General features: G+C 55.2%; 18 protein-coding genes and 1 tRNA gene. 3 read left to right on the forward strand and 16 right to left on the reverse strand.

Translation table 11 applies throughout. The annotated features are described in order from the left end of the window. Window positions 1-65 precede the first annotated feature (65 nt). Entirely contained in the window at window positions 66-1,508 is a 1,443-nt protein-coding gene (locus AC6IZD_RS14570) for a HAMP domain-containing methyl-accepting chemotaxis protein (protein ID WP_497784043.1), read from the forward strand. Between the two features lie 391 nt (window positions 1,509-1,899). Beyond that, on the forward strand, window positions 1,900-4,092 hold the full coding sequence (locus AC6IZD_RS14575; RefSeq protein ID WP_497784044.1) for a multicopper oxidase domain-containing protein: 2,193 nt from the start codon (window positions 1,900-1,902) through the stop codon (window positions 4,090-4,092). A 60-nt stretch (window positions 4,093-4,152) separates the two neighbouring features. On the opposite strand, the gene AC6IZD_RS14580 is transcribed toward AC6IZD_RS14575, so the two are convergent. From AC6IZD_RS14580 to AC6IZD_RS14590, 3 genes are read right to left on the reverse strand one after another with little or no spacing between them, the layout of a single operon-like run. Continuing rightward, window positions 4,153-4,827: a LutC/YkgG family protein gene (locus AC6IZD_RS14580; RefSeq protein ID WP_497784045.1), complete on the reverse strand. Its 675-nt coding sequence runs from the start codon at window positions 4,825-4,827 to the stop codon at window positions 4,153-4,155. Continuing rightward, a complete protein-coding gene (locus AC6IZD_RS14585) occupies window positions 4,824-6,281 on the reverse strand; it encodes a LutB/LldF family L-lactate oxidation iron-sulfur protein (protein ID WP_497784046.1) in 1,458 nt (485 codons plus the stop codon). Before AC6IZD_RS14585 ends, AC6IZD_RS14580 begins: the two co-directional genes overlap by 4 nt. Beyond that, window positions 6,278-7,021, reverse strand: coding sequence for a (Fe-S)-binding protein (locus AC6IZD_RS14590; protein ID WP_497784047.1), 744 nt, complete (start codon window positions 7,019-7,021; stop codon window positions 6,278-6,280). The genes AC6IZD_RS14585 and AC6IZD_RS14590 overlap by 4 nt, the downstream gene beginning before the upstream one ends. Before the next feature lie 260 nt (window positions 7,022-7,281). Here AC6IZD_RS14590 and AC6IZD_RS14595 point away from each other — a divergent pair, with 260 nt between their 5' ends. Continuing rightward, window positions 7,282-8,262 carry a DUF362 domain-containing protein gene (locus tag AC6IZD_RS14595; protein WP_497784048.1) on the forward strand — a complete coding sequence of 327 codons (981 nt, stop codon included), beginning with the start codon at window positions 7,282-7,284 and terminating at the stop codon, window positions 8,260-8,262. A gap of 115 nt (window positions 8,263-8,377) precedes the next feature. On the opposite strand, the gene AC6IZD_RS14600 is transcribed toward AC6IZD_RS14595, so the two are convergent. The 13 genes from AC6IZD_RS14600 to AC6IZD_RS14660 all read right to left on the reverse strand — a co-directional run bounded on the left by AC6IZD_RS14600 (window position 8,378) and on the right by AC6IZD_RS14660 (window position 21,372). Then, on the reverse strand, window positions 8,378-8,782 hold the full coding sequence (locus AC6IZD_RS14600; protein ID WP_497784049.1) for a (R)-mandelonitrile lyase: 405 nt from the start codon (window positions 8,780-8,782) through the stop codon (window positions 8,378-8,380). A 96-nt stretch (window positions 8,783-8,878) separates the two neighbouring features. Next, window positions 8,879-9,865: an aldo/keto reductase gene (locus AC6IZD_RS14605; RefSeq protein WP_497784050.1), complete on the reverse strand. Its 987-nt coding sequence runs from the start codon at window positions 9,863-9,865 to the stop codon at window positions 8,879-8,881. A 45-nt stretch (window positions 9,866-9,910) separates the two neighbouring features. Further along, window positions 9,911-10,969 (reverse strand): NAD(P)-dependent alcohol dehydrogenase, encoded by a 1,059-nt coding sequence (locus tag AC6IZD_RS14610; RefSeq protein WP_497787590.1) that lies wholly within the window; start codon window positions 10,967-10,969, stop codon window positions 9,911-9,913. Between the two features lie 192 nt (window positions 10,970-11,161). Next, the gene (locus AC6IZD_RS14615) at window positions 11,162-11,854 is read right to left on the reverse strand and encodes a RibD family protein (protein WP_497784051.1); all 693 of its coding nucleotides are present in this window, start codon (window positions 11,852-11,854) and stop codon (window positions 11,162-11,164) included. 183 nt (window positions 11,855-12,037) lie between these two features. Beyond that, window positions 12,038-13,582: a B12-binding domain-containing radical SAM protein gene (locus AC6IZD_RS14620; RefSeq protein WP_497784053.1), complete on the reverse strand. Its 1,545-nt coding sequence runs from the start codon at window positions 13,580-13,582 to the stop codon at window positions 12,038-12,040. Between the two features lie 174 nt (window positions 13,583-13,756). Next, a complete protein-coding gene (locus AC6IZD_RS14625; RefSeq protein ID WP_497784055.1) occupies window positions 13,757-14,059 on the reverse strand; it encodes an RNA recognition motif domain-containing protein in 303 nt (100 codons plus the stop codon). A 401-nt stretch (window positions 14,060-14,460) separates the two neighbouring features. Next, entirely contained in the window at window positions 14,461-14,919 is a 459-nt protein-coding gene (locus AC6IZD_RS14630; RefSeq protein WP_497784057.1) for an ester cyclase, read from the reverse strand. 91 nt (window positions 14,920-15,010) lie between these two features. Continuing rightward, window positions 15,011-15,766, reverse strand: a complete 756-nt coding sequence (gene deoC / locus AC6IZD_RS14635) for a deoxyribose-phosphate aldolase (RefSeq protein ID WP_497784059.1) — start codon at window positions 15,764-15,766, stop codon at window positions 15,011-15,013. A 102-nt stretch (window positions 15,767-15,868) separates the two neighbouring features. Next, window positions 15,869-17,389 (reverse strand): FGGY-family carbohydrate kinase, encoded by a 1,521-nt coding sequence (locus AC6IZD_RS14640; RefSeq protein ID WP_497784060.1) that lies wholly within the window; start codon window positions 17,387-17,389, stop codon window positions 15,869-15,871. Window positions 17,390-17,431: 42 nt separating this feature from the next. After that, window positions 17,432-18,184, reverse strand: coding sequence for a deoxyribose-phosphate aldolase (gene deoC, locus AC6IZD_RS14645; protein ID WP_497784061.1), 753 nt, complete (start codon window positions 18,182-18,184; stop codon window positions 17,432-17,434). A 418-nt stretch (window positions 18,185-18,602) separates the two neighbouring features. Beyond that, window positions 18,603-18,679 (reverse strand) — tRNA-Val (locus AC6IZD_RS14650). Between the two features lie 146 nt (window positions 18,680-18,825). Continuing rightward, window positions 18,826-19,527: a dipeptidase PepE gene (pepE, locus tag AC6IZD_RS14655; protein WP_497784062.1), complete on the reverse strand. Its 702-nt coding sequence runs from the start codon at window positions 19,525-19,527 to the stop codon at window positions 18,826-18,828. Window positions 19,528-19,569: 42 nt separating this feature from the next. Then, on the reverse strand, window positions 19,570-21,372 hold the full coding sequence (locus tag AC6IZD_RS14660) for an ABC transporter ATP-binding protein (protein ID WP_497784064.1): 1,803 nt from the start codon (window positions 21,370-21,372) through the stop codon (window positions 19,570-19,572). Window positions 21,373-21,478 lie beyond the last annotated feature (106 nt).

Consider the following 21,478-nt stretch of genomic DNA (forward strand, 5'->3'; position numbering starts at 1 on the left):
ACCTGCCTGCCGATATCACTGAAAGCTTGCTGCACTGAAATACTTTGCACCGCTCTCGAGGGGAAATGTCGTTACGTCAAAAACTCATCGCAATTAACTCAACTTCCATCGTGCTGATCGCGATTCTCAGCCTTTCCTCGCTGGCATCGATTTCAAAGCTCGATCGCAACTTTCAGGAGACCGTTGACCAGACGCTGGTCAAGATTGAACTGAACGGGGATGTCAATTCCTCTCTCAACGAAATCCGTGCGGCGAACCGCGGAGCCATGCTCGGCTGGGTCTCCAAAAACCCGGCAAAGGTGCAAGACAACGACCGGATTTTCCAAGAATCCGTTGAGCACGTTAGAAGCAATATCGCGGCCCTTAAGCCATTGACCATCACTGCCAAAGGGCAGGCTGAATTGTCGGAGTCGCTGAGCGATCTCGATGCAATTGAACGACACAGGTCCGCATTGAACCAACTGTTTGCTCAGGGCAAGACGGAAGAGGCTATCAAATATTCGGCAGAGAACCTCACTCCGTTGTTCAATCGTCTGACCAAGGATGCAAAAGAACACATTCGTCGATCGCACATGTTTCTAGAAGAAGATAGAGCCTCGAACAAACAGGTGATTCGCTCGGCCAAACTTCTTATTGGCGTTTTATGGATGATAGCGCTCGCAATTGCTGCAGTGATCTGGAAAATTCTGGACAAGATTAGCAAGAACCTTAACGGCCTTTCAGAGGAACTTCATGCCGGAGCGGAGCAGGTAAACGTTGCAGCATCGCAGATTGCAAGCTCATCGCAAGCCTTAGCGCAAGGCGCTTCCGAGCAAGCAGCGGCAACGGAGCAAACCTCCGCGTCTAGCGTAGAAATCAGGTCGATGTCTCAGCAGAACGCTGAAACTGCTAGGTCCGCTTGCGATTTGACGCAAGAGTCGGCTCGAGAAGTCGAGCAGACAAGCTCCAAGCTCTCTGAACTGAAAGTGGCAATGTCGGCGATTGGCAAATCCAGCGAAAAGATTGGCAGCATCCTGCACGCAATTGATGAAATCGCATTCCAGACGAACATATTGGCGTTGAACGCGGCGATCGAAGCCGCGCGTGCGGGCGAGGCAGGAATGGGTTTCGGCGTGGTCGCGGAGGAGGTGCGCCAACTTGCAGCAAAATGTGCGAATGCCGCTCAAGACACCACGAAGCTGGTACAAGAGTCGGTCGCGGCAGCCGAAAATGGGAAGATGCGTGTTGACGAAGCCAGTGTGTTGATTGCGCGAGTTACTCAGCAGTCCACTGCAATACGCGAGCTCATCGAGCAGGTTTCGTCGGCGAGTCAGCAACAAGTAACGGGACTGGGGCAGATCTCTGAGGCGGTGCACCAGATTGAGCAGGTCACTCAGACAACTGCAGCATCTTCGCAGGAGAATGCTGCTTCGAGCGAAGAACTGAGTGCTCAGTCTGTGGCTTTGAAAAGTTTACTGCAGCAACTCAGACTGCTGATCAACGGCAACGCCAAAGTGCATGTAGCTTAACGCGTCACTGCTAACGAGAGATGCGAACCTATTCGATCTTGGCGCGGACATTTGGAACTAAGGTCGCGGGCTAAGTAGACCCGCTGAATTCCTCGCTTGAGTCGGCTGTCTCAATTCCCCAGGGGCGGCCGACAAAGCCTCTGTTGTAATCCTTGCGAGGCCCACCGCATCGCTCGCCCTAGTGCAGTGAACTCATCACACAATCGAAGTTGGGTTATCACACGACACAGTGACGGCGTGCGTAGGAACTGCCCTGAATGTGGTGTACACCCGTGTACACTTTCGGTCACAGGACACTGCAGATCCTGGCTGACCGGCAAGGAATAGGGGCTATTCAAATCTAAAACTCTGGTGGATTCCGTTCATTTTCTCCCGGGGGAGGAGAAGGCTGATGCTGAATCGTCGACAATTCTTGAAGTCTGCAGCCATGGCGAGTGCTGGAGCGCTGGTACTTCGTGACCGAGCCTGGCCGTACGCACAAAGTCCCACCAACATTCGAAAGTTTGTGACAACTCTGCCGGGGATTGGACCCTCGGCGCAAAACGAAATTGGCCAGTACATTCCGCTGGCCACGAAACATTCTGTGAACTTCGCGGGAAAGAGCACTGATCTCTACAATCTTGCGGCAACAAAGTTCGGCCAAGTGATGCATCCGGACCTGCCGGGGCCAACAGATTTTTTCGGCTACACCGACGTGTTCAACAGAACGCAGAAATACTTGGCGGGGGTCATCGTTGCGAAACGCGGAACGCCAGTCCTGTTGACCGTGACGAATCTCATTCCGGACAGGCACATACTGCCAGTCGATCCCACGTTGATGGCTGGGCCGAACGGTGAGATGGTCGGCGACCTGCCAACCAACAGAATTACTACTCATCTGCACGGCGGGCTGACGCCATGGTTCAGCGATGGAACACCTTTCCAGTGGTACACGCCGACGGGAACGCATGGCGCAAGTTTCATGAATGTGCCTGGGTACCCATCGGTGCCAGGGACGGCGAGTTACTACTATCCCAATGATCTGAGTGCGAGGCTGTTATGGTTTCACGATCACGCGGTCGGCCTAACACGACTGAATGCTTATGCGGGGCTTGCGTCGGCATACATTATCGTGGATGACTTCGAACTGGCGCTTGTCAGTTCGGGACTGCTGCCAGACTTGGTGGGCATTCCGCTGATTATTCAGGACAAGAGCTTCGTTGCGAGAGATATTCGTCGTCACGATCCTACCTGGCGGTGGGGTGGTCCGGACTCGCTGTGGTATCCGCATCAGTATGAGGTAAACGACTTCGAGGGTGGAGTCCCCAACCCGAAAGGACGTTGGGATTGGGGGCCGACGACGGATGAGCCATCGCAAGGGACTATGCCTCTGCCGCCTGTTTCGGTTGTGCCGGAAGCATTCTTCGACACTACGCTAATCAACGGCGGCCTGTACCCGAAGCTTCATGTAGCTCCGAAGCGGGTGCGATTCCGCATGCTAAATGCGGCACAGGCTCGCTTCTATCACCTGAGCCTATATGCGGAAGACAAGTCGAATCCCGGCGAAGCGAAGATTGGGGTCGCTGGACCAAAGATGTATCAGGTGGGGACGGAAGGCGGATTCCTGACGCAAGTAGCGGTGCACGAGAACAAGACGCCAATTCCTATGGATCCCGGAGATCCAGAGGGCGCATCGGCGATTCCAGATGGACCTTTCAACCTGCTTTTGGCTCCGGCAGAGCGCGCGGATGTCATTATCGATTTCAACGGCGTTCCTGCGGGTTCAAGTTTCATTTTGTACAGCGATGCACCGGCGCCCTTCCCCTCTGGAGACAGTCGAAATGATTACTTCACGGGGGACGGAGATCAAACCGCGAGCGGTGGCGCGCCAAGCACCAAGCTCGGCTATGGTCCGAACACGCGCACTCTGCTGAAGATCGTTGTCGATGCAGGAACGGGAGACAGCATTAGCACGGCAGCGTGGCTGGCAGAGTTGAATGTGCAACTGCGCACCAACTTCCTGAATGGAAATCAACCGGGACTGCTCTACACTAACAGCGATCCTTCGGTACCGGCGTTTCCGTTCACCGGTGTGCCGACGCGCATGCTCACGCTCAATGAAGATTTCGACGAATACGGCCGATTGATTCAGATGCTGGGGACCTCGACGCAGAGCGGGATCAACAATCAGGGAATCCCTACTTGGTCGCGGCCTTATCTGGCGGGTGTGACGGAGAACCCTGCCGCCGGAGGGACAGAAGTGTGGCAGATTATGAATTTGACGGGTGATACCCATCCGATTCATTTCCACTTAGTGAACGTTCAGTTGATCCAACGACAGTCGTTTGAGGGAGATCCGAATAACTGGAGTTACACGGGACCACCGAAGCCTCCGGATCCGAATGAGGTGGGGTGGAAGGAGACTGTGCGCATGAATCCTGGAGAAGTGACGACAGTGATTATGAAGTTCGATCTTCCGAGTCTGCCCACGGACGCTATGCGCACCGCAGTCAGTCCCCGGACGGGTGGACATGAATACGTATGGCACTGCCACATCCTTGAACATGAAGAACACGACATGATGCGTCCACTGATCGTCGGTTGACAACAAGGGACTGAGTGTTACGCGACCGGCGCTGGAGAAGCGCCGGTCCTTTTTGCGCGCTTATGAGGCGATGACTACATCCAGTGCGCGTGGCCCGTGCACGCCTCGAACACGAATCATCTCGATATCGACGGTGGCTGAGGGTCCGGCAAAAAAGGTGAGCGGAGTCGTCGCCACCGGTTGGAGTTTCGCAATTGCGTCAGGCATGAACTCCACGATCTGATCCTCACGAACAATGCAGAGTTCGTAGTCCGGGACGAGGCTCAGCGCACGGCGTCCATTGTTAGTCGATGACAGAACGATCGCTCCGGTCAGAGCAATCGCGATCGTGCAACCGGTGATGACGCCCTCGACACGAGTTAGTTCATCGTTGGAAATCGCAGGATCGCGATTGAGTTCGAGTTCACGAGGGAGCCACTCATCGGGAACATCAGGTGTCACGACTAGTCGCCGTTTGCCTCTCTCCTGCAGAACCCTGAGAACCGTGCTACTCACGTCGTTCATACTAGTCACGTGTGATGGGGCGCCATAGTGGTCGAGACGCGACCGAAACAGTGCGACGCGATCGTTAGCATCGGATGATCCATCACGTCGGAACTGTCGGGGGATGCTCTGCCACTCTTGCGATAGGCGCTGGTCTCTCCCCCAAAGCGCCGACTCAGGCGCGTCGACCGCACGCTTGATTCGTCCAAGTATGGCCAGCTTTGCGGCGTGATTCTTTGCCGATGTTCTCATGCAGCTTTCTCCGCTTCTCGAGTTTTCCACCATTCGCGAAAACTATGCGGCGGAATGGCGATGAAGTCGCGCGTACGCGTCCACGCTGTTAGTCCCGGGACGTAGGGTAGTACTCCCTGTTCCACCATGGGTCCCTGTCCGATGCGCGCCAATCGGTAAGCGCTTTCCAGGAGCTCAGGATGTTCGAACAACCGCAGTGCGGCCTGCATGGCAAGATTCTCTCTGTTCAGCGATCCTACAAACGACTGGCGCTCTTCCGCCACGACCTCCGAACGCAAGTGGATGAGCACTTCAGGAATGTTGATCTTTACAGGACACGCTTCATAACACGCGCCGCACAGCGAGGACGCATACGGAAGAGAACGTGCCCCTTCGAGTGCGAGCAATTGAGGCGTCAGGATTGCGCCAATCGGTCCCGGGTAGACGGATCCATAAGCGTGACCTCCGGTGCGACGGTAAACGGGACAAGCATTCAAGCAGGCAGCACAGCGAATGCAATGCAAAGCTTGGCGGCCCTCTGCGTCAGCGAGAACGTTGGTGCGTCCATTGTCGAGTAGAACGACGTGGAATTCTTTGGGCCCGTCCTCTGGATTCACGCCGGTCCAGATCGATGTGTAGGGACTCATGCGCTCGCCCGTAGCCGATCGCGCAATCATCTGTAGATAGACTTCGAGATCCTGGAACGTCGGAATGATTTTCTCAATGCCCACAAGACTAATGAGCACGTCGGGAAGCGTAAGACACATTCTGCCGTTGCCCTCGCTCTCCACAACGACGAGCGAACCGGTTTCAGCAATGGCGTAATTTGCTCCGCTAATGCCGATCTTCACGCGAAGGAAACGTTCGCGCAGGTAACGACGAGCAGCTTCGGCCAGAGCGCTTGGCTCAGACGTCAGGTGGTCGATGCCAAGCTCTGCGAGCGGCATCTTCGACTTGAATATTTGTTCTATTTGCGAACGGTTCTTGTGCAGCGCTGGTACTACGATGTGGGTCGGATAGTCTCTTCCAAGCTGAATGATGAGGTCGGCCAGATCAGTTTCAAACGGTGTTATGCCGGAGTTCTGCAGATAGGTATTGAGTTCGATCTCGTCCGAAGTCATCGTCTTTACCTTGATGACCTCGCGTCCGCCGTAGTCGAGTACCAGATCGCGGATGATCTCACGCGCTTGGTCGGCATCTTCAGCCCAATGAACGTGGCCGCCCGCTTTGGTTACCTGCTCCTCAAAGCGCTCAAGGTAGATGTCGAGATAGCGCATGACGTGACGCTTGATTGCACTGCCGGACTCGCGCAGTTGCTCCCAGTCAGGCATTTCGGCAACCATGTTTCGGCGCTTGCCGCGAATGGTGTCGGTGGCTCGCCGCACATTGTGCCGAAGTTGTGTGTCCTGCACTGTCTCGCGCGCCGCTTCAGGAAAAGGCAGCGCGGTTTCAGTCATGCCAATCCTGACCTTCATGCAAATGGCTCCTGTTCGGTTGAAGCGAGGACCTCTGCGATATGAGCCGTTCTCACGCCGGTTCGCTCGCGATGCAGAGCTCCGAAGATGTGCATCAGACATGAATTGTCAGTGGCGACACACACCTCGGCTCCGCTGTCGAGCACTGTACGCACTTTGTCGGAGAGCATCGCTGCCGAGGTATCGGCGTTCTTAATGGCGAAGGTTCCGCCGAACCCGCAGCACTCTTCCTTTTCGGGCAATTCGGCGAGATCTAGCCCGCGAACATTGCGCAGGAGGCGGTAAGGCACATCTCCGAGATCAAGCACGCGGAGTCCGTGGCACGAGGGATGATAGGTGACCCGATGCGGATAGTAAGCTCCGACGTCGTCTGTCCCGAGATGCCTCGCCAGCAACTCCGAGAACTCGAACACGCGCGGCACTATCTCGTTTACGGCGGCCATCAGCGCGAGATTGCCAGTCTCAGCCGCAAGTTTCCGATATTGCGTTCGGATCGTCGCCACGCAGGAACTTGAAGGAATGCAGATGACTTCCGCATCTCGGAATGTATCCACGAAGCGTCGCATCAGCACGGTTGCTTCTTTGGCATAACCCGTATTGCTGTGCATCTGCCCACAACAGGTTTGCCCCATGCGAAATTCGACTTGATGTCCCAGGCGCTCCAGCACCTTTACGACAGCACGCCCGGTCTGCGGAAATACGAGATCGTTATAACAAGCGACAAAGAGTGAAATCAGCACAGGGCACCTGCCGTTTCTCAGCCGTGTTGGATACGCATGAACGCCGTGAGATGTGGATGGCTGGCAGCCAGATGTCTCTCCGAGAACCTAAAGCATTCCGGCAAGTCCGGCCAGCGAGCCTACCGCACCGCAAGCACTCTTCGAGATTGCCTTGTAGTCGGCGTGCTTTGCATGCATTACGGCGCATTCTGCATGTCGCAAGTTGGTCGTGCGGTGTATCCTGAGTTCATCGGCAGAGCTTCTGAATCAGGAGAAGAACGATGGAAGATCAGATCTTGCGGCGTACCTTTCTTAAAAAGAGTGCGATCGCACTCGGTGGTATTGCCGTATGTAACACAACCGGTTTCGGCAGTGAAACTCAACCCGCACAGAGCAAGTCTCCCGTCTATTTTACGAACGACATCAGCGGTGATGGACTGCTGAAGGTGTACTCGAAGATCGCACAGAACGTGAGCGGCAAGGTAGCCATTAAGATTCACACCGGCGAGCAGCATGGCCCCAACATTCTGCCGCGCGATATGGTGAAAGCCCTCCAGCAGCACATTCCCAATAGCAGCTTGGTCGAAACGAACACCTTATATAAGGGCAATCGATACACGACGGCTGACCATCGCGAAACTCTAAAGATTAATGGCTGGGACTTCTGCCCGGTGGACATTATGGACGAGGACGGCGCGGTGATGATCCCCGTCAAGGGTGGCAAGCACTTCAAAGAAATGTCAGTCGGCAAACACATGCTGAACTACGATTCGATGGTGGTGCTCACTCACTTTAAGGGACACATGATGGGCGGGTTCGGCGGTTCGCTGAAGAACATCGCCATTGGCTGCGCAGACGGGCAAATTGGCAAGAAGATGGTGCACGCTGCCCCGGACAATGAAAACTACGCTGCATGGCTTAAGGGCGAGCCATTCATGGAGAACATGGTGGAATCGGCCAAAGCCACGATGGATCACTTTGGCAAGAAGATCGTCTACATCAATGTGCTTCGCAACATGTCCGTGGACTGCGATTGCGCGGGCGTAAGCGCGGCTCCGCCGAAGGCACGTAACCTCGGCATCCTGGCCTCGACAGATATTCTGGCCGTCGATCAGGCTTCGATTGATATGGTTTACAAACTACCCGAAGCAGAACTTCACGACCTCAAAGAACGCATTGAGTCCCGCCAGGGTCTGCGCCAGTTGTCCTATTTGAAAGAACTGAAGATGGGCAATGATCAATACGAATTGATTACTCTTTAGACTTATTTACTGATTCCCAAGCAAGTACAAAGTAGCTGTGTTAGTGACGCGATCTCTCAAGGAACGCGTCACTAACACGACTCTCCCTAGCTATCCATCCGCCGCGAATCGACTCTCAACGACTACTTCCGGCGTACTGCTCATCGGTGACCTTCTCCAACCAGTCAACGACTTTTCCGTCTAGTGACTCGGCAATAGCTATGTGCGTTATGGCAGTGGCGGATGTTGCGCCGTGCCAGTGCTTCTCTCCAGGCTCGAACCAGACCACATCGCCGGGACGAATCGCCTCAACAGGTCCGCCTTCGTGCTGTGCCAAACCGCATCCAGCAGTGACGATCAACGTCTGACCGAGCGGATGCGTATGCCATGCGGTCCGAGCGCCGGGCTCAAACGTAACGACTGCTCCCCCAATTCGCGCAGGCGCATTACGATGAAACGGTGAATCAATTCTCACGGTTCCTGTGAACCATTCTGAAGGTCCTTTTACCGACGACTGCGATCCCACTCTAATTATCTCCATGCTTTGCTTCCTTCCTAGTCTTGTACACGCTCAGGCTCTGACGCAGGATTTTCGATGAGAGCGCGCACACTGCACGCCCCATCTCTCATGCGGCGCTTATCGCCCTACCAGCTTTTGCAGATGCTCGGGATAGCGAGCACCCCGCAGTTCGATCTTCGATGTCGCTTCATCCAGTTGCCGCACATCATCAGGCGACAGCGTCACGTTCGCGCCTCCTACGTTTTCTTCCAACCGATGCAGCTTCGTCGTGCCTGGAATCGGCACGATCCAGGGCTTCTTGGCCAAGAGCCAAGCAAGCGCGATCTGCGCGGGTGTCGCGTTCTTCTCTTTTGCAAACTCGCCAACCAGATCAACCAAGGCCTGGTTCGATTCGCGATTCTCTGGCGAGAAGCGTGGAACGATATTGCGGAAGTCAGTCTTATCGAACTGCGTGTCCTTGTTGATTGAACCAGTAAGGAAGCCCTTTCCGAGCGGGCTAAAAGGAACAAAGCCAATGCCAAGTTCTTCCAGCGTTGGGATGACTTCCTGCTCGGGCTCTCTCCAGAACAGTGAATACTCGCTCTGCAACGCCGTCACGGGCTGAACGGCGTGTGCGCGGCGAATTGTCTGGACGCCGGCTTCAGACAATCCGAAATGTTTCACCTTGCCTTGCTGAACGAGTTCTTTCACTGCACCTGCAACATCTTCGATGGGAACCTGATCGTCGACTCGGTGCTGATAGAAGAGATCGATAACGTCCGTCCTTAGGCGCTTGAGCGATGCTTCCGCGACCCGCTTGATGTGCTCAGGGCGGCTATCAAGTCCAACATTCTTTCCATCTTCGATCTTGAACCCGAACTTCGTTGCGATCTTCACATTTTTCCGAAATGGCGCAAGCGCCTCCCCAACCAGTTCTTCGTTTGCGTACGGGCCGTAGACCTCGGCCGTGTCAAAGAACGTCACGCCGCGTTCATAAGCACCGCGGATCAAGTTGATTCCGGTTTCCTTGTCGACAGCCGGGCCTAGTCCGAAGCTCAGGCCCATGCAGCCCAGTCCGATTGCCGATACTTCAAGATTGCTCTTACCGAGTTTGCGTTTCTGCATTCATAACTCCAATTCTTGCGATGTTGCTGTGTCTTGCGAGTGTGGTTACTCGGCCTTGAGCGAAGCCATATCGATGGAGAAACGGTACTTCACGTCAGACTTGAGCAGGCGTTCGTAGGCTTCGTTGATCTTCTGTATTGGGATGACCTCGACATCAGCAGTGATGTTGTGCTGTCCGCAGAAATCCAGCATTTCCTGCGTCTCCGCGATGCCCCCAATTGGCGAGCCCGACAGGCTCCGCCGTCCCATCAGAAGTCCGAAGGCAGATACCGGCAGTGGCTTCTCCGGTGCACCAACCAGCGTGATATTGCCATCGCGGCTCAGCAGATTTATGTACGCATTGATGTCGTGATTGGCCGAGACTGCATCGAGAATGAAATCGAAGCTGCCGACGTGCTTCTGCATCTCGTCTGCGTTCTTAGAAATGACAACTTCGTCAGCCCCAAGCCGCAGAGCGTCTTCCTTCTTGCTTGGTGAAGTCGTGAAAACGACAGTGTGCGCTCCAAGCGCATGCGCGAATTTCACGCCCATGTGGCCGAGTCCGCCAAGACCTACGACACCAACTTTCTTGCCCTTTGTCACACCCCAGTGCCGCATGGGCGAATAGGTCGTGATTCCTGCGCACAGCAGCGGTGCTGCTCCTGCAAGGCTCAGTTTAGCGGGAACGCGCAGCACGAAATGCTGGTCCACAACGATGCTTTCCGAGTAACCGCCGTACGTCACTCCTCCGAGATGTTTGTCGGGGCCGTTGTAAGTAAGTGCTGAGGCACGGCAGAACTGCTCAAGTCCTGCCTGGCACTCGGGACATGTGCGGTCCGAATCCACAAGGCATCCAACTGCGGCGAGATCGCCGGGTTTGAATTTCGTAACAGCCGAGCCAACCTTCGTGACACGGCCTACGATTTCGTGCCCGGGCACGCACGGATACACGGTCGGCATCACGTCTTTCCACTCGTTGCGCACCGTATGCAGGTCGGAGTGGCAGACACCGCAAAAGAGGATTTCGATTTGTACGTCGTTGTCGGTGGGATCGCGCCGCGTGATGGAGGTTCGTGCAAGCGGCGATTTGTCAGAGGCAGCAGAGTAAGCTTTCGCGTCGATCATGTGCTTACTGTAGATTCCATTCGCCTCCCGCGTTATGCAGGTGGCGCCATAATCAATGCGGAGTGCGCCAATCGAGAGCAGCCGCTGAGGCCAATTTGAAAACAGGAATGCCCGTAACATCCTCAGCACGGGCTGAATCCGGATTCTTAGGTCGCACTTACCCATTGCGGAACTCACAAGTCTGGCAGCCCATCAACCCCGAACTACATCGTAGCGAAGCCAGAGAGCATCGCCTTCACGTCGTTCGACCGCTTTAAGCTTTAACGGAACTGCCGTGTGGTTACTAGCAGCGATTCCGTCAAATACTGCTGGAATCTCATGTCTTCCGTCGATGCCGGGCAACAACAAAAGGCTCACCTCGTCCACGAGTCCTTCCCTCAGGAAGCTACCGTTGATGTGGCCTCCACCCTCCAACATCAGTGTGCGGATTCCGAAGTGCTCTGCCAGAAGTGCGGCAGCCTGAACCAAGTCAACCGCTCTCTGCCCTGCGACGATGTATGAGATCTGCTTCTCCCGCAGCATGGAGAGATAGTCTGTCGCGACTTGCTCGCTGACGACGCAGATGAGGTGATCGCCACCGACATCATTGCTCTCCCAAGCCAACCTTCCATGCGTATCGACTGAGATTGCATGGGTATCAGCGCGCCGCGCCACATGAACAGGTTGGGGTCCGGCGGGCGTGTTCGCTGCCGACGTGAACGGCTCGGCTTTCGCAAAGTGCTGCTGCATGGTCGTGCGTCCGCAGATCCAGGCAGTTCCACCGAGTTCGGAATGAAGCGCCTCGTATTCACCGGGACGCATAACATTTTTCAAAGCAGTGCCATCGATCTTGCCGTCGATGGATGAAGCCATGTGACAGATGATGTAAGGTCGCTGAGTGCTCATGAAACATCCCTCTCATGCTCGTGGACTTCCCTCGAGTCGTGTCGGCATCCTATGTCAGATTGTTCCACATGGACCTGCCTCGATGAGCTCTTCTCCAGAGAAGCCATCCGTGTTGGAAGGGCACGGCGAGGTGAGCGCTGCCTTGGCGCGTAACTGGCGGCCTTCGAGCTGGAACGAATTCTTCTAGCTGATAATTCTCAACGCGCCAGCAGATCCGGAGCCCAGTTCAGGAACACGCAACGACGGCATCGGTTTCGCGGCGAAAAGCTTACGGCAGGGCTTTGCAAGTCGTCGTGCCCATGTTGCTGCGCTGGAATGGCGTGCGCTGTCTGTTGCGAATCCGGTATTCGCATACATCTGGCGATAGAGTTTGGAAATCAGCAGGAACGCGAGACGCGAGCGCAATCTCTTGGTGCAGTCTGCACGCGTCCAGATTGGTCCGAGACTGTAAAAGCGATTCCATACCCACTGCATTCGGGTCCGTATCTCTTCAGGTTGCATCGTGGGGTGCGGAATGAGGATCTTGGGGCGCCGATGTTTCGGAATCAACCAATACCGGGTTATGGGAACTCCATCCACCTCCAGAGGAGTCTCACCCTGCTCCTTTTCCCAGCGTTCGAAGTCAACCGTACCGGGCAGAGGCGTAAGCGTCACGAATTGCGCGAAGGCAAGCTTCGCCTTCACGGCAAGGTCAAGAGTTGCCTGGAAGGTATCGGGCCGATCTGTTTGAAGTCCAAAGATGAAGGACCCCAGGATATATAAGCCGTGATCCCGGAATTTCTGAAGCTGCTCGGCCAGCCGGTCTCCGGCAAGATTGAAGTCTTTATAGATACCTTTTAAGCCTTCTCGTGTCACGGTTTCAATTCCAACCAGCGCGCCCTTAATGTGAGCCCGTCTCATGGCTTCGAGGTATTCGGGATCTTCGGCTGCTTCCATTGTGATTTGTGTCAGAAAAACCATGTCGTCCGGAAGTTCCGCCATGGCTTCCATCAGCGCAAAGCGCTCCTGGCGGATGGCGCGCAGCTCAGTAACACGAGCTGCATTGTTCTGCCGTTCCGCTAGTTTCACATCGGTGAGAGACACCGGATAAAAATTGTCGTCAGCAAGGGCGACAAAGCGGAAGCCCAAACGACGTAGCTGCGTGAGCTCTTCAATTACCACCTCCGTGGAGCGCTGTCGCGGACGTTGTCCATCGGTTCGCCACACGGAACAGAATGAGCAGTGCTTCGGACAGCCGCGAACCGTCTGCACGGATCCCCACATGTATCGATCTTTCGGCAGCAGATCCCAACGCGCAGACTTGAGATGTTCGCCCGGAACGCGTCCACCTTCGTACACCCTTCTTAACACTCCTCGTACGCAGTCCGTCACAACTTCGCCCCAGGCAATATCTCCGTCTCCACGCACGACCGCGTGCGCCCCGCCCTGCTCCAGTACTTCATCTGGAAAGAGAGTGGCATGGATCCCGCCAAAGACGACGGTAGCTCCACGATCGCGCAATGCTCTGCCAAGTTGATATCCGCGCAGGGCGTTCGTTGTGTGGATTCCAATACCGACTATGTCTCCGCGCTCGATCTGCGAGATTTCAACCGGGCTCAGTGATTCGTCCCATATAACCGGATCACCGAGTTCGCGAGGCGTAGCCGCCGCCAGAACAAATAGCCAACGAGGTGTGATAACCGACGTGCCGAAAGCTGTATCGCTGGGGTTGATAAGATGCACTCGCACTTGCTGAGCTCCTTGTGGCCATAGTTGGAACAAATGGAATCACCAGCGCGGCCCGTGAGCTAGATTCCCATCCCGAATACTCTCGACTATCAGATGCCGGTGATTGGCTGGGCTTGAGAAATAAGTCACCCGAAATCGAATCACCACTATGTGCCACAGCGTGGGCGACCTGGCTCAATAGCGATGGTCGCGGTGCCGCCTCATTGAATCTTGGACAGAATCGCCGGCAGCCTCTTTCGGGCGCGCCGCGTTAACGTTGATCCGGTGCTCATCAACAACGGTATCGTTGAGGTTTTCTATAGCTTGGCGCGCATGATCTTCGCTACTCATCTCAACAAATGCGAATCCACGCGGCGCTCCAGAATCTCGGTCGATGACGACCGTTACAGTTTCGACAGTACCGAAGCTCTCAAACAGTGACCTGATGTTGCTCTCAGTTGTTGTAGCTGAGAGGTTTCCGACAAAGATGTTTTCCATGACTTTTCCTCGACTTTATTCATCCGGAGTCGCAGATTCTCAACCACAGTTCGTGTCCAGGAGTGGCCCACCTTTCCGGATCACAGGGCGACGATCATGATTGGAAACACTTCCGTAATTCTGACTTCCTAATCCGTTACTCCAAATCTGCTCTAGTCTTGGAATTTCACGAATCTGCTTCAATGCCTTGAGTTTGATGCTCAAGCAGAGCACTGCAGAACGCACAAAGCTGAATAACGCTTCGGCTGACCGCGGAAATTGCTGAAATGGGAGTCGTTCAGACCTCGATGCGGAAAAAGTTCTCTGTGCGTGTGGGGAGGTGGAATAATCAGTTGTTTCGATATCGAGAATTGATTCCGGTGATCACATCTGCACAAGCCGCACCAAGATGCCGCTTCGCACTAAGATGCAGCTTTGAAAATCTCGCCCCCAACGTCCTCAGAAACAGCTCCGATCTGTATCAGCAAGCCGAGTCGGTCGATGCTGTTCCAAGCATGGACAATCCGACCGTCCTTGATGCGCACCAGAGAGATGCAGCTGAACTGCACATGCTTTCCGGAGGGCGTGACACCGAACGCGCTGCCCGAGTGAGTTCCTTCAAACGTCACGCGCACAGCAACTTCGTCATCTTCGGCGAGAAGATCATCGACCCTCACCTTCAAGTCGGGTATTGCCGCGCGAAGGCTGCTCTGAAAGGCTGAGAAAGGCGCATTGCCGCGGCTTTCGGCACCATCGCGGGTCAGACCATAAGCAACTGTTTCAGAGGAACGCATGTGGTCGATGAGCTCTGTGCGCTTCTGGTTCCACACCTCTTCAAACCAGCGCTGAATGAGAGCTTTGTTCGCGTTCAGATCATTCATGCCACTTCCTCGCTTCGCGACGCTTCAGCCCGAGGCTGCGATCGATTTCTGCGAAAATTGAGGGTGCATACCGAGCACGCACCCTCAACGCTTAGCGGTGGGCGAGAGCCGGAACTTCGGCTTCACTCACATCAACATCCCTGAAGTAGGTTTCGATCTCGTTGATGATCTGTGGACCTCTCCGGGTGCCGAGTCGGTTCGCTCCCGCCGCAATGGCCATGATGGTCAATTGCGCAGGGTTATAAGAGCCGTAGCCGGAGAACTTCACCCCCACATTAGGAGGTACTGTCTGACGCATAATTCGGACGTGCTTGATTGCAGGACTTCCTCCGCGTCCAGTTGAACACTTAACGAAGTCAACTCCGGCGTTCACCGCGCACTCGCAGGCAGTCTTCACCTCATCGTCACTGAGCATCGCCACTTCCAGAATCGACTTCACCTCCAAGCCGGCATCGTGACCAACCTTGCAGATCTCGGCGATGTCGTTTGTGTAGTAGGTGTAGTCCTTGTCTTTCAGCCGTCCGATGTTGGTGACCACGTCGATGCAGGCCGGACGTCCGCGCAGAATCCTCACCATCTCCTGAGCCTCGTGCACCTTGAGGCTGGTGGGAAGAGCCCCAAATGGAAAGGCGAGCACCGCCCCAGTCTCAATTCCGGTTCCTTCCAATAGGTCGGCAGTTAGTGACACCCAGAACGGATTGGGATGAACGCCCTTGAATTTGTACTGCATCGCGATCTTGCAGCCTTCGCGAATTACGCCCTCGGTTGTATCAGGGTCGAGGATGGCGTAATCAATCATCCCCGCAAGCTTTTCCGATGTATATTCCACACCGTTGATTCGCATCATTCTTCTCCTAGGTCGAGTTCTATGCCTCAGAGGACGCAGAACGTGATACTTACCGTAAAGGGCAAGAGTCGCTCGAATTCTGCGCCCCCTTGTAAATCGCTGCTAGAAGACGCCTCCCGCAGCCAGAGCTTTGTACGTGTTCACAAATCGGCCGTAACCTTCGTCATACGCTCCGCTCGTCTTCGGGTTCGGGGTGTATTCCTTCGTAATGTGGACAGCGATATCGACAGCCTCCTTGTAGCTGCTGTAAACACCAGCTCCCACGCCAGCATACAGAGCTGCGCCCAAGGCACCGGTCTCATGTGTCTGCAGGACGCAAATTGGCTGCTGGTAGATATCGGCCTGCATCTGCACCCACAGCGGAGACTTCGATCCGCCACCGGTAAGACGGATGCGGTCGATATGGGTTCCCGCCCTCTTTTGCGCTTCGATAATGTCGCGCATCTCGTAACAGACGCCTTCCATTACGGCACGTGCCATGTCAGCTTCGGACGTGGCGAGCGTCATTCCGATAAAGGTTCCCTTCGCCTTTCCGTTTGCACGCGGCCCACCAGCGCCCTGGAGATAAGACAAGAAGGTCACGCCATGAGCTCCGGCGGGAGACTTCTCAATTTCATGATCGATTAGCTGATAGGGGTCCTGTCCAAGCACCCTGCCTGCCGCCTTTTCCAGTTCGCAGAAAGTATCGCGATACCAGCGGAAGCTGCTTGCGGCAGCATTGGCAAAGGCCTCAATGGTCCAGTTCTTCGGACCAACATTTCCTTTGACCACGAGCACCTGGTTCGGGTCGCGAATAGGTTTGTCGGAGACCACAAAACAAGACCCGAATGTGCCGAGCACCATCGCGCAGGAACCGTCTTCTATAGCGCCGCAGCCAAAGGTCGAACAGTTCTGGTCATGCGCGCCGACGCATAGCAGCGTGCCTTCCGGTAGCCCGGTCCTTTCGGCGATGCTGCGTGGAACATTCCCAACTACCTGCCCGCCCTCGGCAAGCTTCGGATGCTTCCTCATGTCGATGTCGAACAGGTCCATGATCTTCTGGCTCCAAACATGGCGATCAACATCCATCAAAGCCGTCCGGCTTGCAGAAGAAAGATCGGTCCAATACCCATCGGCCCCGAACTCGCGCATGAAGTAGTCCTGATGCGTGGACCACATCGCGATCTTCTCGTAGAGCTCCGGTTCGTACTTGCGAATCCAAAGATACTTGTTGACGCTGAAGTTCACTCCCGAGAACGGATCGCCAGTGATCTTGTAGAAGTCCGCTCCGCTGATCTTGCTTTCGATCTCTTCTTTGAATTCATGGCCGCGGAGGTCCTGCCAGCCAATGAAGGGACGCAGCAACTTGCCGTTTTTGTCCAGCGGTCCGGTTACACTTCCCTGGCTGGATAGGCCCATCGCAACGATTTCTTTAGGGTTGATCTTTGCGTTCGCGATGGCTGCTTTGCACGAGTCAAACAGCGCCGGAGTGATGTCTTCTGGAACCTGCTCGACCCAACCGGGCTTCGGATAATAGCAGGGATACTCACGATAATCGCTGCCGATTACATTTCCTTCGAGGTCGAAAATGCAGGTCTTACATCCGGTTGTACCCTCGTCGATTCCCACTAGATACTTGCCCATAATCGCTTTCTCCTTGTCGTCGAAGTCAATCTCCAAGACTGCTTATGAGTGGGTGGCGGCAAATTCGGAAGATTTAGCGGAGACCAATTCAGGAGCGAGGGCCGAGAGCTCATCAACAATCCACGGCGCGCTGCGCGTTCCTATCCGGTCGGCGCCGGCCATCAGGCAGCCGAGCGCGACCATCGGAGTCCAAAAGCTTCCGGTTCCGGCTATCTTTAGCTTGATGTGTGGTGGCGCAGATTTCCGCATGAGGATTACCTGCTCCAGACTCGGGCCCTTCTCGCGTCCGGTGGAAGATTTCACCCAGTCGGCGCCTGCTTCCGCAGCCAGCTCGCATGCAATGCGAATCTCTTCGTCGGTGAGGAGTCCGACCTCCAGAATGGCTTTGCACTCGGCGCTGCCATCGTGCGCAATCTTGGCGACCTCCGCGATGTCTTGCCGGTAATACGCATAGTCTTTGCTCTTGAGCTTGCCAACGCTGGTCACCATGTCGATGACCCACGGTTTACCCTGAAGCAGCTTCGCCCCCTCCCTGGCTTCGGCCACTTTTATCGAAGTTGAATTCGTCCCAAACGGAAAACTCACCAGGCACCCCGTCTCAATGCCGGTGCCCTCCAACTCACTCGCAACCAGTCCCATCCAGACTGGATTTGAATGAAACCCTTTGAATTTGTAGCTGCGTGCTATACGGCAACACTCTCGGATGTCGGACTCAGAGACATGTGGATTCAGCGATGAAAAATCCATCGCCTTGGCCAGCGCTTCCCTACTCAGATCGACGCGCCCAATTCTCATAACGCTCCTCCTTCAGCTTGGGGTAGAACGATGAACCAACCCATGGAACCCGCTCCAAACTCACGGCGTCTGGCGCGTTCGCGGATCGAGCTACCGGACTTATTCGCCAAAAAAGAAAAACCGTCCCCGAACGATCTGCAGAGGGCGATCGTTCAGGGACGGTTTTGTATAAGTGCTCTACCGCCGGGCGAAACTATGCCACCGGTCACGAGAGAGTGTCAAGCCGAATGCAAATCCGCTTCCAGAGCGCTGGAGACATCCTGAGAGAAGCCAGCCCGCCGGGTATTCAGATCAGAGTAGCTGAAAGGAAAAAGCTGAGGCATGAGGAGGAGATCGAAACAAGGCCCAAGACACGACGAAGCTGCTGCGCTGGAGCGGTTTTGAATCTCGAATGATGAGATGAATGAAAAGGCGAGAATGGTAGACCCGATTGGACTCGAACCAACGACCTCATCCGTGTCAAGGATGCGCTCTAACCAACTGAGCTACGGGTCTACATCACTGAATGACTGTAGCTTATCAGGGTATGCGGCTCCGATGCAACTGACCTCCAACACAACATTGAAACGCCCGTCGAGAATGCCGTTTATGCAGTAAAGTCGCGACCTTTCGAGGCTTCACTCACATCCGCTTTCGCATGACTAGATGAAGATTTCCGCAGGCGGCTCAATCTCAAATGGAGAGCTTCCGCGCTTGAAAATGCGTGCGCCTCTCCTACCCTTCAGCAGTATCTTCCCATCCTTCATGCGAACATACGATCCCTCGCGCAAGGCCACAACAGGGGGCTCGTTTTCTTCAAGGTACTGCAGCAGGCGTTCTTCGCGAGTCTCGCCCATGTGCGTAGAGTTCGGCTCGGGATCGACGTAATGAGGATTGATCTGGTATGGAAAGAGGTTCAAGGCGTCCAGAGAGGGCGGTTCAACAATTGGCATGTCATTCGTTGTGCGGATCGTCGGGCCTGCAACATTTGATCCGGCGCTTGCGCCCATGTAGATCATCCCCTCACCCGCCCGCTTCCGGATGGCTTCGATCAGATTGAACTCGTATAGAGTTTTCAACAGACGGAAGGTATTCCCCCCTCCGACGAAGATTGCATCCGCGTCATCAAGCGCTCGGATCGGATCTGTGTAGTCGTCGATCGACGTGCACTCGAATCCCATGGCACGAAAGCGCGCTGTTGCCTTCTGAGCGTACGCAATGCGATCTGCCAATGCATAGGGAATAAAGATGACGTGCCGTGAATTACCAAGGATGTCCCGGATCTCTTGCTCCGCGTGGTCGAGATATCCGGTGCCGAAAACAGTGGAACTGCTAAGCAGAAGCAGACTTAATTGTCGACTCATGACTTAAGAAACTATCAGAGTCAATGCGGTGTGGACAAAATTCTATGCAGGGCTCTGGTTTTCGGTCTTACGTCTCACGAGCATAGGCCCCGGAGCGGGCATCTCTACCGAATGCGGCGCACCCCCCGCGAGCACGTGCGTTTTGGCCTCCTCGACTGTGTTCGTTATCTTTAGGAGCGATCCATTCTGAATCACGAGAACGGCGTCACAGCTTTCGAGTGTGCTCAGGCGGTGCGCGATCATGAAGGTGGTCCGCCCAGACATCAGTTTCTCCAGAGCATCGATAATGAGCTGCTCGGTGCGCACGTCCACGGCGCTCGTGGGCTCATCGAGAATTAGCATGGGGGAGTTCTTGAGGAATGCGCGGGCAATCGCGAGGCGTTGACGCTCACCGCCGGAAAGACGCGATCCACCATCTCCAATGACGGTGTCGTACCCTTTTGGCAGGCGCTCAATAAAGTCATGAGCATTGGCCAGCTTCGAAGCCTCAATCACCTCGGCACGCGATGCTTGCGGATTCCCATAGGCGATGTTGCCAGCCACAGTCGTCGAGAACAACATGGGCTCTTGCAGAACAATCGAAAACTGCTGTCGTAGTTCGGCAAGCTTGTAGTCGCGAAGATCCTTGTCGTCGACGAAAATCGCCCCGTCGGTCGGGTCATAGAAGCGCGTCAGCAAATTGACCATCGTGCTCTTGCCTGAACCGCTCGGACCTACGATCCCCACACGCATGCCGGGACGAATGTGGAACGAAATATCGTTCAGGATGCTGCGTGCGCCCGCAGAGTACTGGAAAGAAACATTTCGGAACTCCACCTCACCCTGCACACGGATTGGATCCTTCGCTGGAGGACCATCCTGCAGTTCAGGTGTCTCTTCAAGCAGCGCAAAGGCGCGATTAAGACTGGCGATCGACGACTGCAATTCCGGAATCTTGGTGCTCAATGTCCGCAACGGCTCGTAGAGCTGTGCCATGTAAGCCATCACCAGCAGGAATTCGCCAACGGTCATCAGGTGCTGACGGACCTCGGTGACTCCCATTACCAGTGCGACGGCGGTGGCCAGGGCCACGCAAAATCCGATCAGAACATGGAACCCGGCTTGAATCGATGCAAGCCTTACCTGCTCGCTCATGCGCTGGCGCGATTTGCGGCGGAAGAGTTCGTCTTCGTAAGCCTCGCGGCCGAAAGCTTTCACAGCACGTAAGCAACTCAGTGCTTCGTGCAATACCAACATCGCAGAGCTATCGAGTTCACGTATTTCGTCATAGCCCTCGCGAACTTTACGGCTCGAATTGCGTGCCAACACAAAAAGCACCGGGGATAGAACTGCTGCGATAGATGCGATCCGCCAACTGATCCTCGTGGTGACCAGCAGCATGGAAACAAACGTGAATATCGAAGACAGCATCGGAACCATTCCCTGAAGGAAAAGGTTCTGGATGGCCGGAGCGTCGTACTGAATGCGGTATGCGATGTCGTTGGCACCGCGACGCTCGTGGACCGAAAGGCTCAGGCGCTGAGTATGAAACAGCAGTTGAGCTCGAAAATCGTTGACGAGTTTTTCGCCGGTATAAGTCGATAGCAGCCAGCTCAGCAATGACTGGAAGCAATTCACCAGCGCGATGGCCAGCAGAAGTATGGCGCAGATCGCCAGCCCGCCATTCGGAACCGTCAGCCAGCGATGTGGCCAAGGTAGCCGTTGCAACCAGACAGGCAGCGTGCGGGTACCGAGGACGCTGTCCACCGCGATCTTCAGAGGTAGAGGCGCAAGCAGAGTTGCCGGTGTCGAAAGCAGGCATAGCAGGCTGATTCCAGCTAGGTGGGGCCAACACGGGCGTGCCACTTTCAGAACCTGCCGGAGCAGGGATGGGTGTGCACGATGCTTCGAACTCGATGGATCCATGAAAGCCGGAAACGCCTCACAGCGCGGGATGGGAACAGCATAGTTT

It is taken from the genome of Koromonas humicola (assembly GCF_059726255.1).

Bases quoted from the DNA above. Each gene is read 5' to 3' on its own strand.
- AC6IZD_RS14570 (WP_497784043.1), top strand. From the start codon at position 66: ATGTCGTTACGTCAAAAACTCATCGCAATTAACTCAACTTCCATCGTG.
- AC6IZD_RS14575 (WP_497784044.1), top strand. From the start codon at position 1,900: ATGCTGAATCGTCGACAATTCTTGAAGTCTGCAGCCATGGCGAGTGCT.
- AC6IZD_RS14580 (WP_497784045.1), bottom strand. From the start codon at position 4,827: ATGAGAACATCGGCAAAGAATCACGCCGCAAAGCTGGCCATACTTGGA.
- AC6IZD_RS14585 (WP_497784046.1), bottom strand. From the start codon at position 6,281: ATGAAGGTCAGGATTGGCATGACTGAAACCGCGCTGCCTTTTCCTGAA.
- AC6IZD_RS14595 (WP_497784048.1), top strand. From the start codon at position 7,282: ATGGAAGATCAGATCTTGCGGCGTACCTTTCTTAAAAAGAGTGCGATC.
- AC6IZD_RS14600 (WP_497784049.1), bottom strand. From the start codon at position 8,782: ATGGAGATAATTAGAGTGGGATCGCAGTCGTCGGTAAAAGGACCTTCA.
- AC6IZD_RS14605 (WP_497784050.1), bottom strand. From the start codon at position 9,865: ATGCAGAAACGCAAACTCGGTAAGAGCAATCTTGAAGTATCGGCAATC.
- AC6IZD_RS14610 (WP_497787590.1), bottom strand. From the start codon at position 10,969: ATGATCGACGCGAAAGCTTACTCTGCTGCCTCTGACAAATCGCCGCTT.
- AC6IZD_RS14615 (WP_497784051.1), bottom strand. From the start codon at position 11,854: ATGAGCACTCAGCGACCTTACATCATCTGTCACATGGCTTCATCCATC.
- AC6IZD_RS14625 (WP_497784055.1), bottom strand. From the start codon at position 14,059: ATGGAAAACATCTTTGTCGGAAACCTCTCAGCTACAACAACTGAGAGC.
- AC6IZD_RS14630 (WP_497784057.1), bottom strand. From the start codon at position 14,919: ATGAATGATCTGAACGCGAACAAAGCTCTCATTCAGCGCTGGTTTGAA.
- deoC (WP_497784059.1), bottom strand. From the start codon at position 15,766: ATGATGCGAATCAACGGTGTGGAATATACATCGGAAAAGCTTGCGGGG.
- AC6IZD_RS14640 (WP_497784060.1), bottom strand. From the start codon at position 17,389: ATGGGCAAGTATCTAGTGGGAATCGACGAGGGTACAACCGGATGTAAG.
- deoC (WP_497784061.1), bottom strand. From the start codon at position 18,184: ATGAGAATTGGGCGCGTCGATCTGAGTAGGGAAGCGCTGGCCAAGGCG.
- pepE (WP_497784062.1), bottom strand. From the start codon at position 19,527: ATGAGTCGACAATTAAGTCTGCTTCTGCTTAGCAGTTCCACTGTTTTC.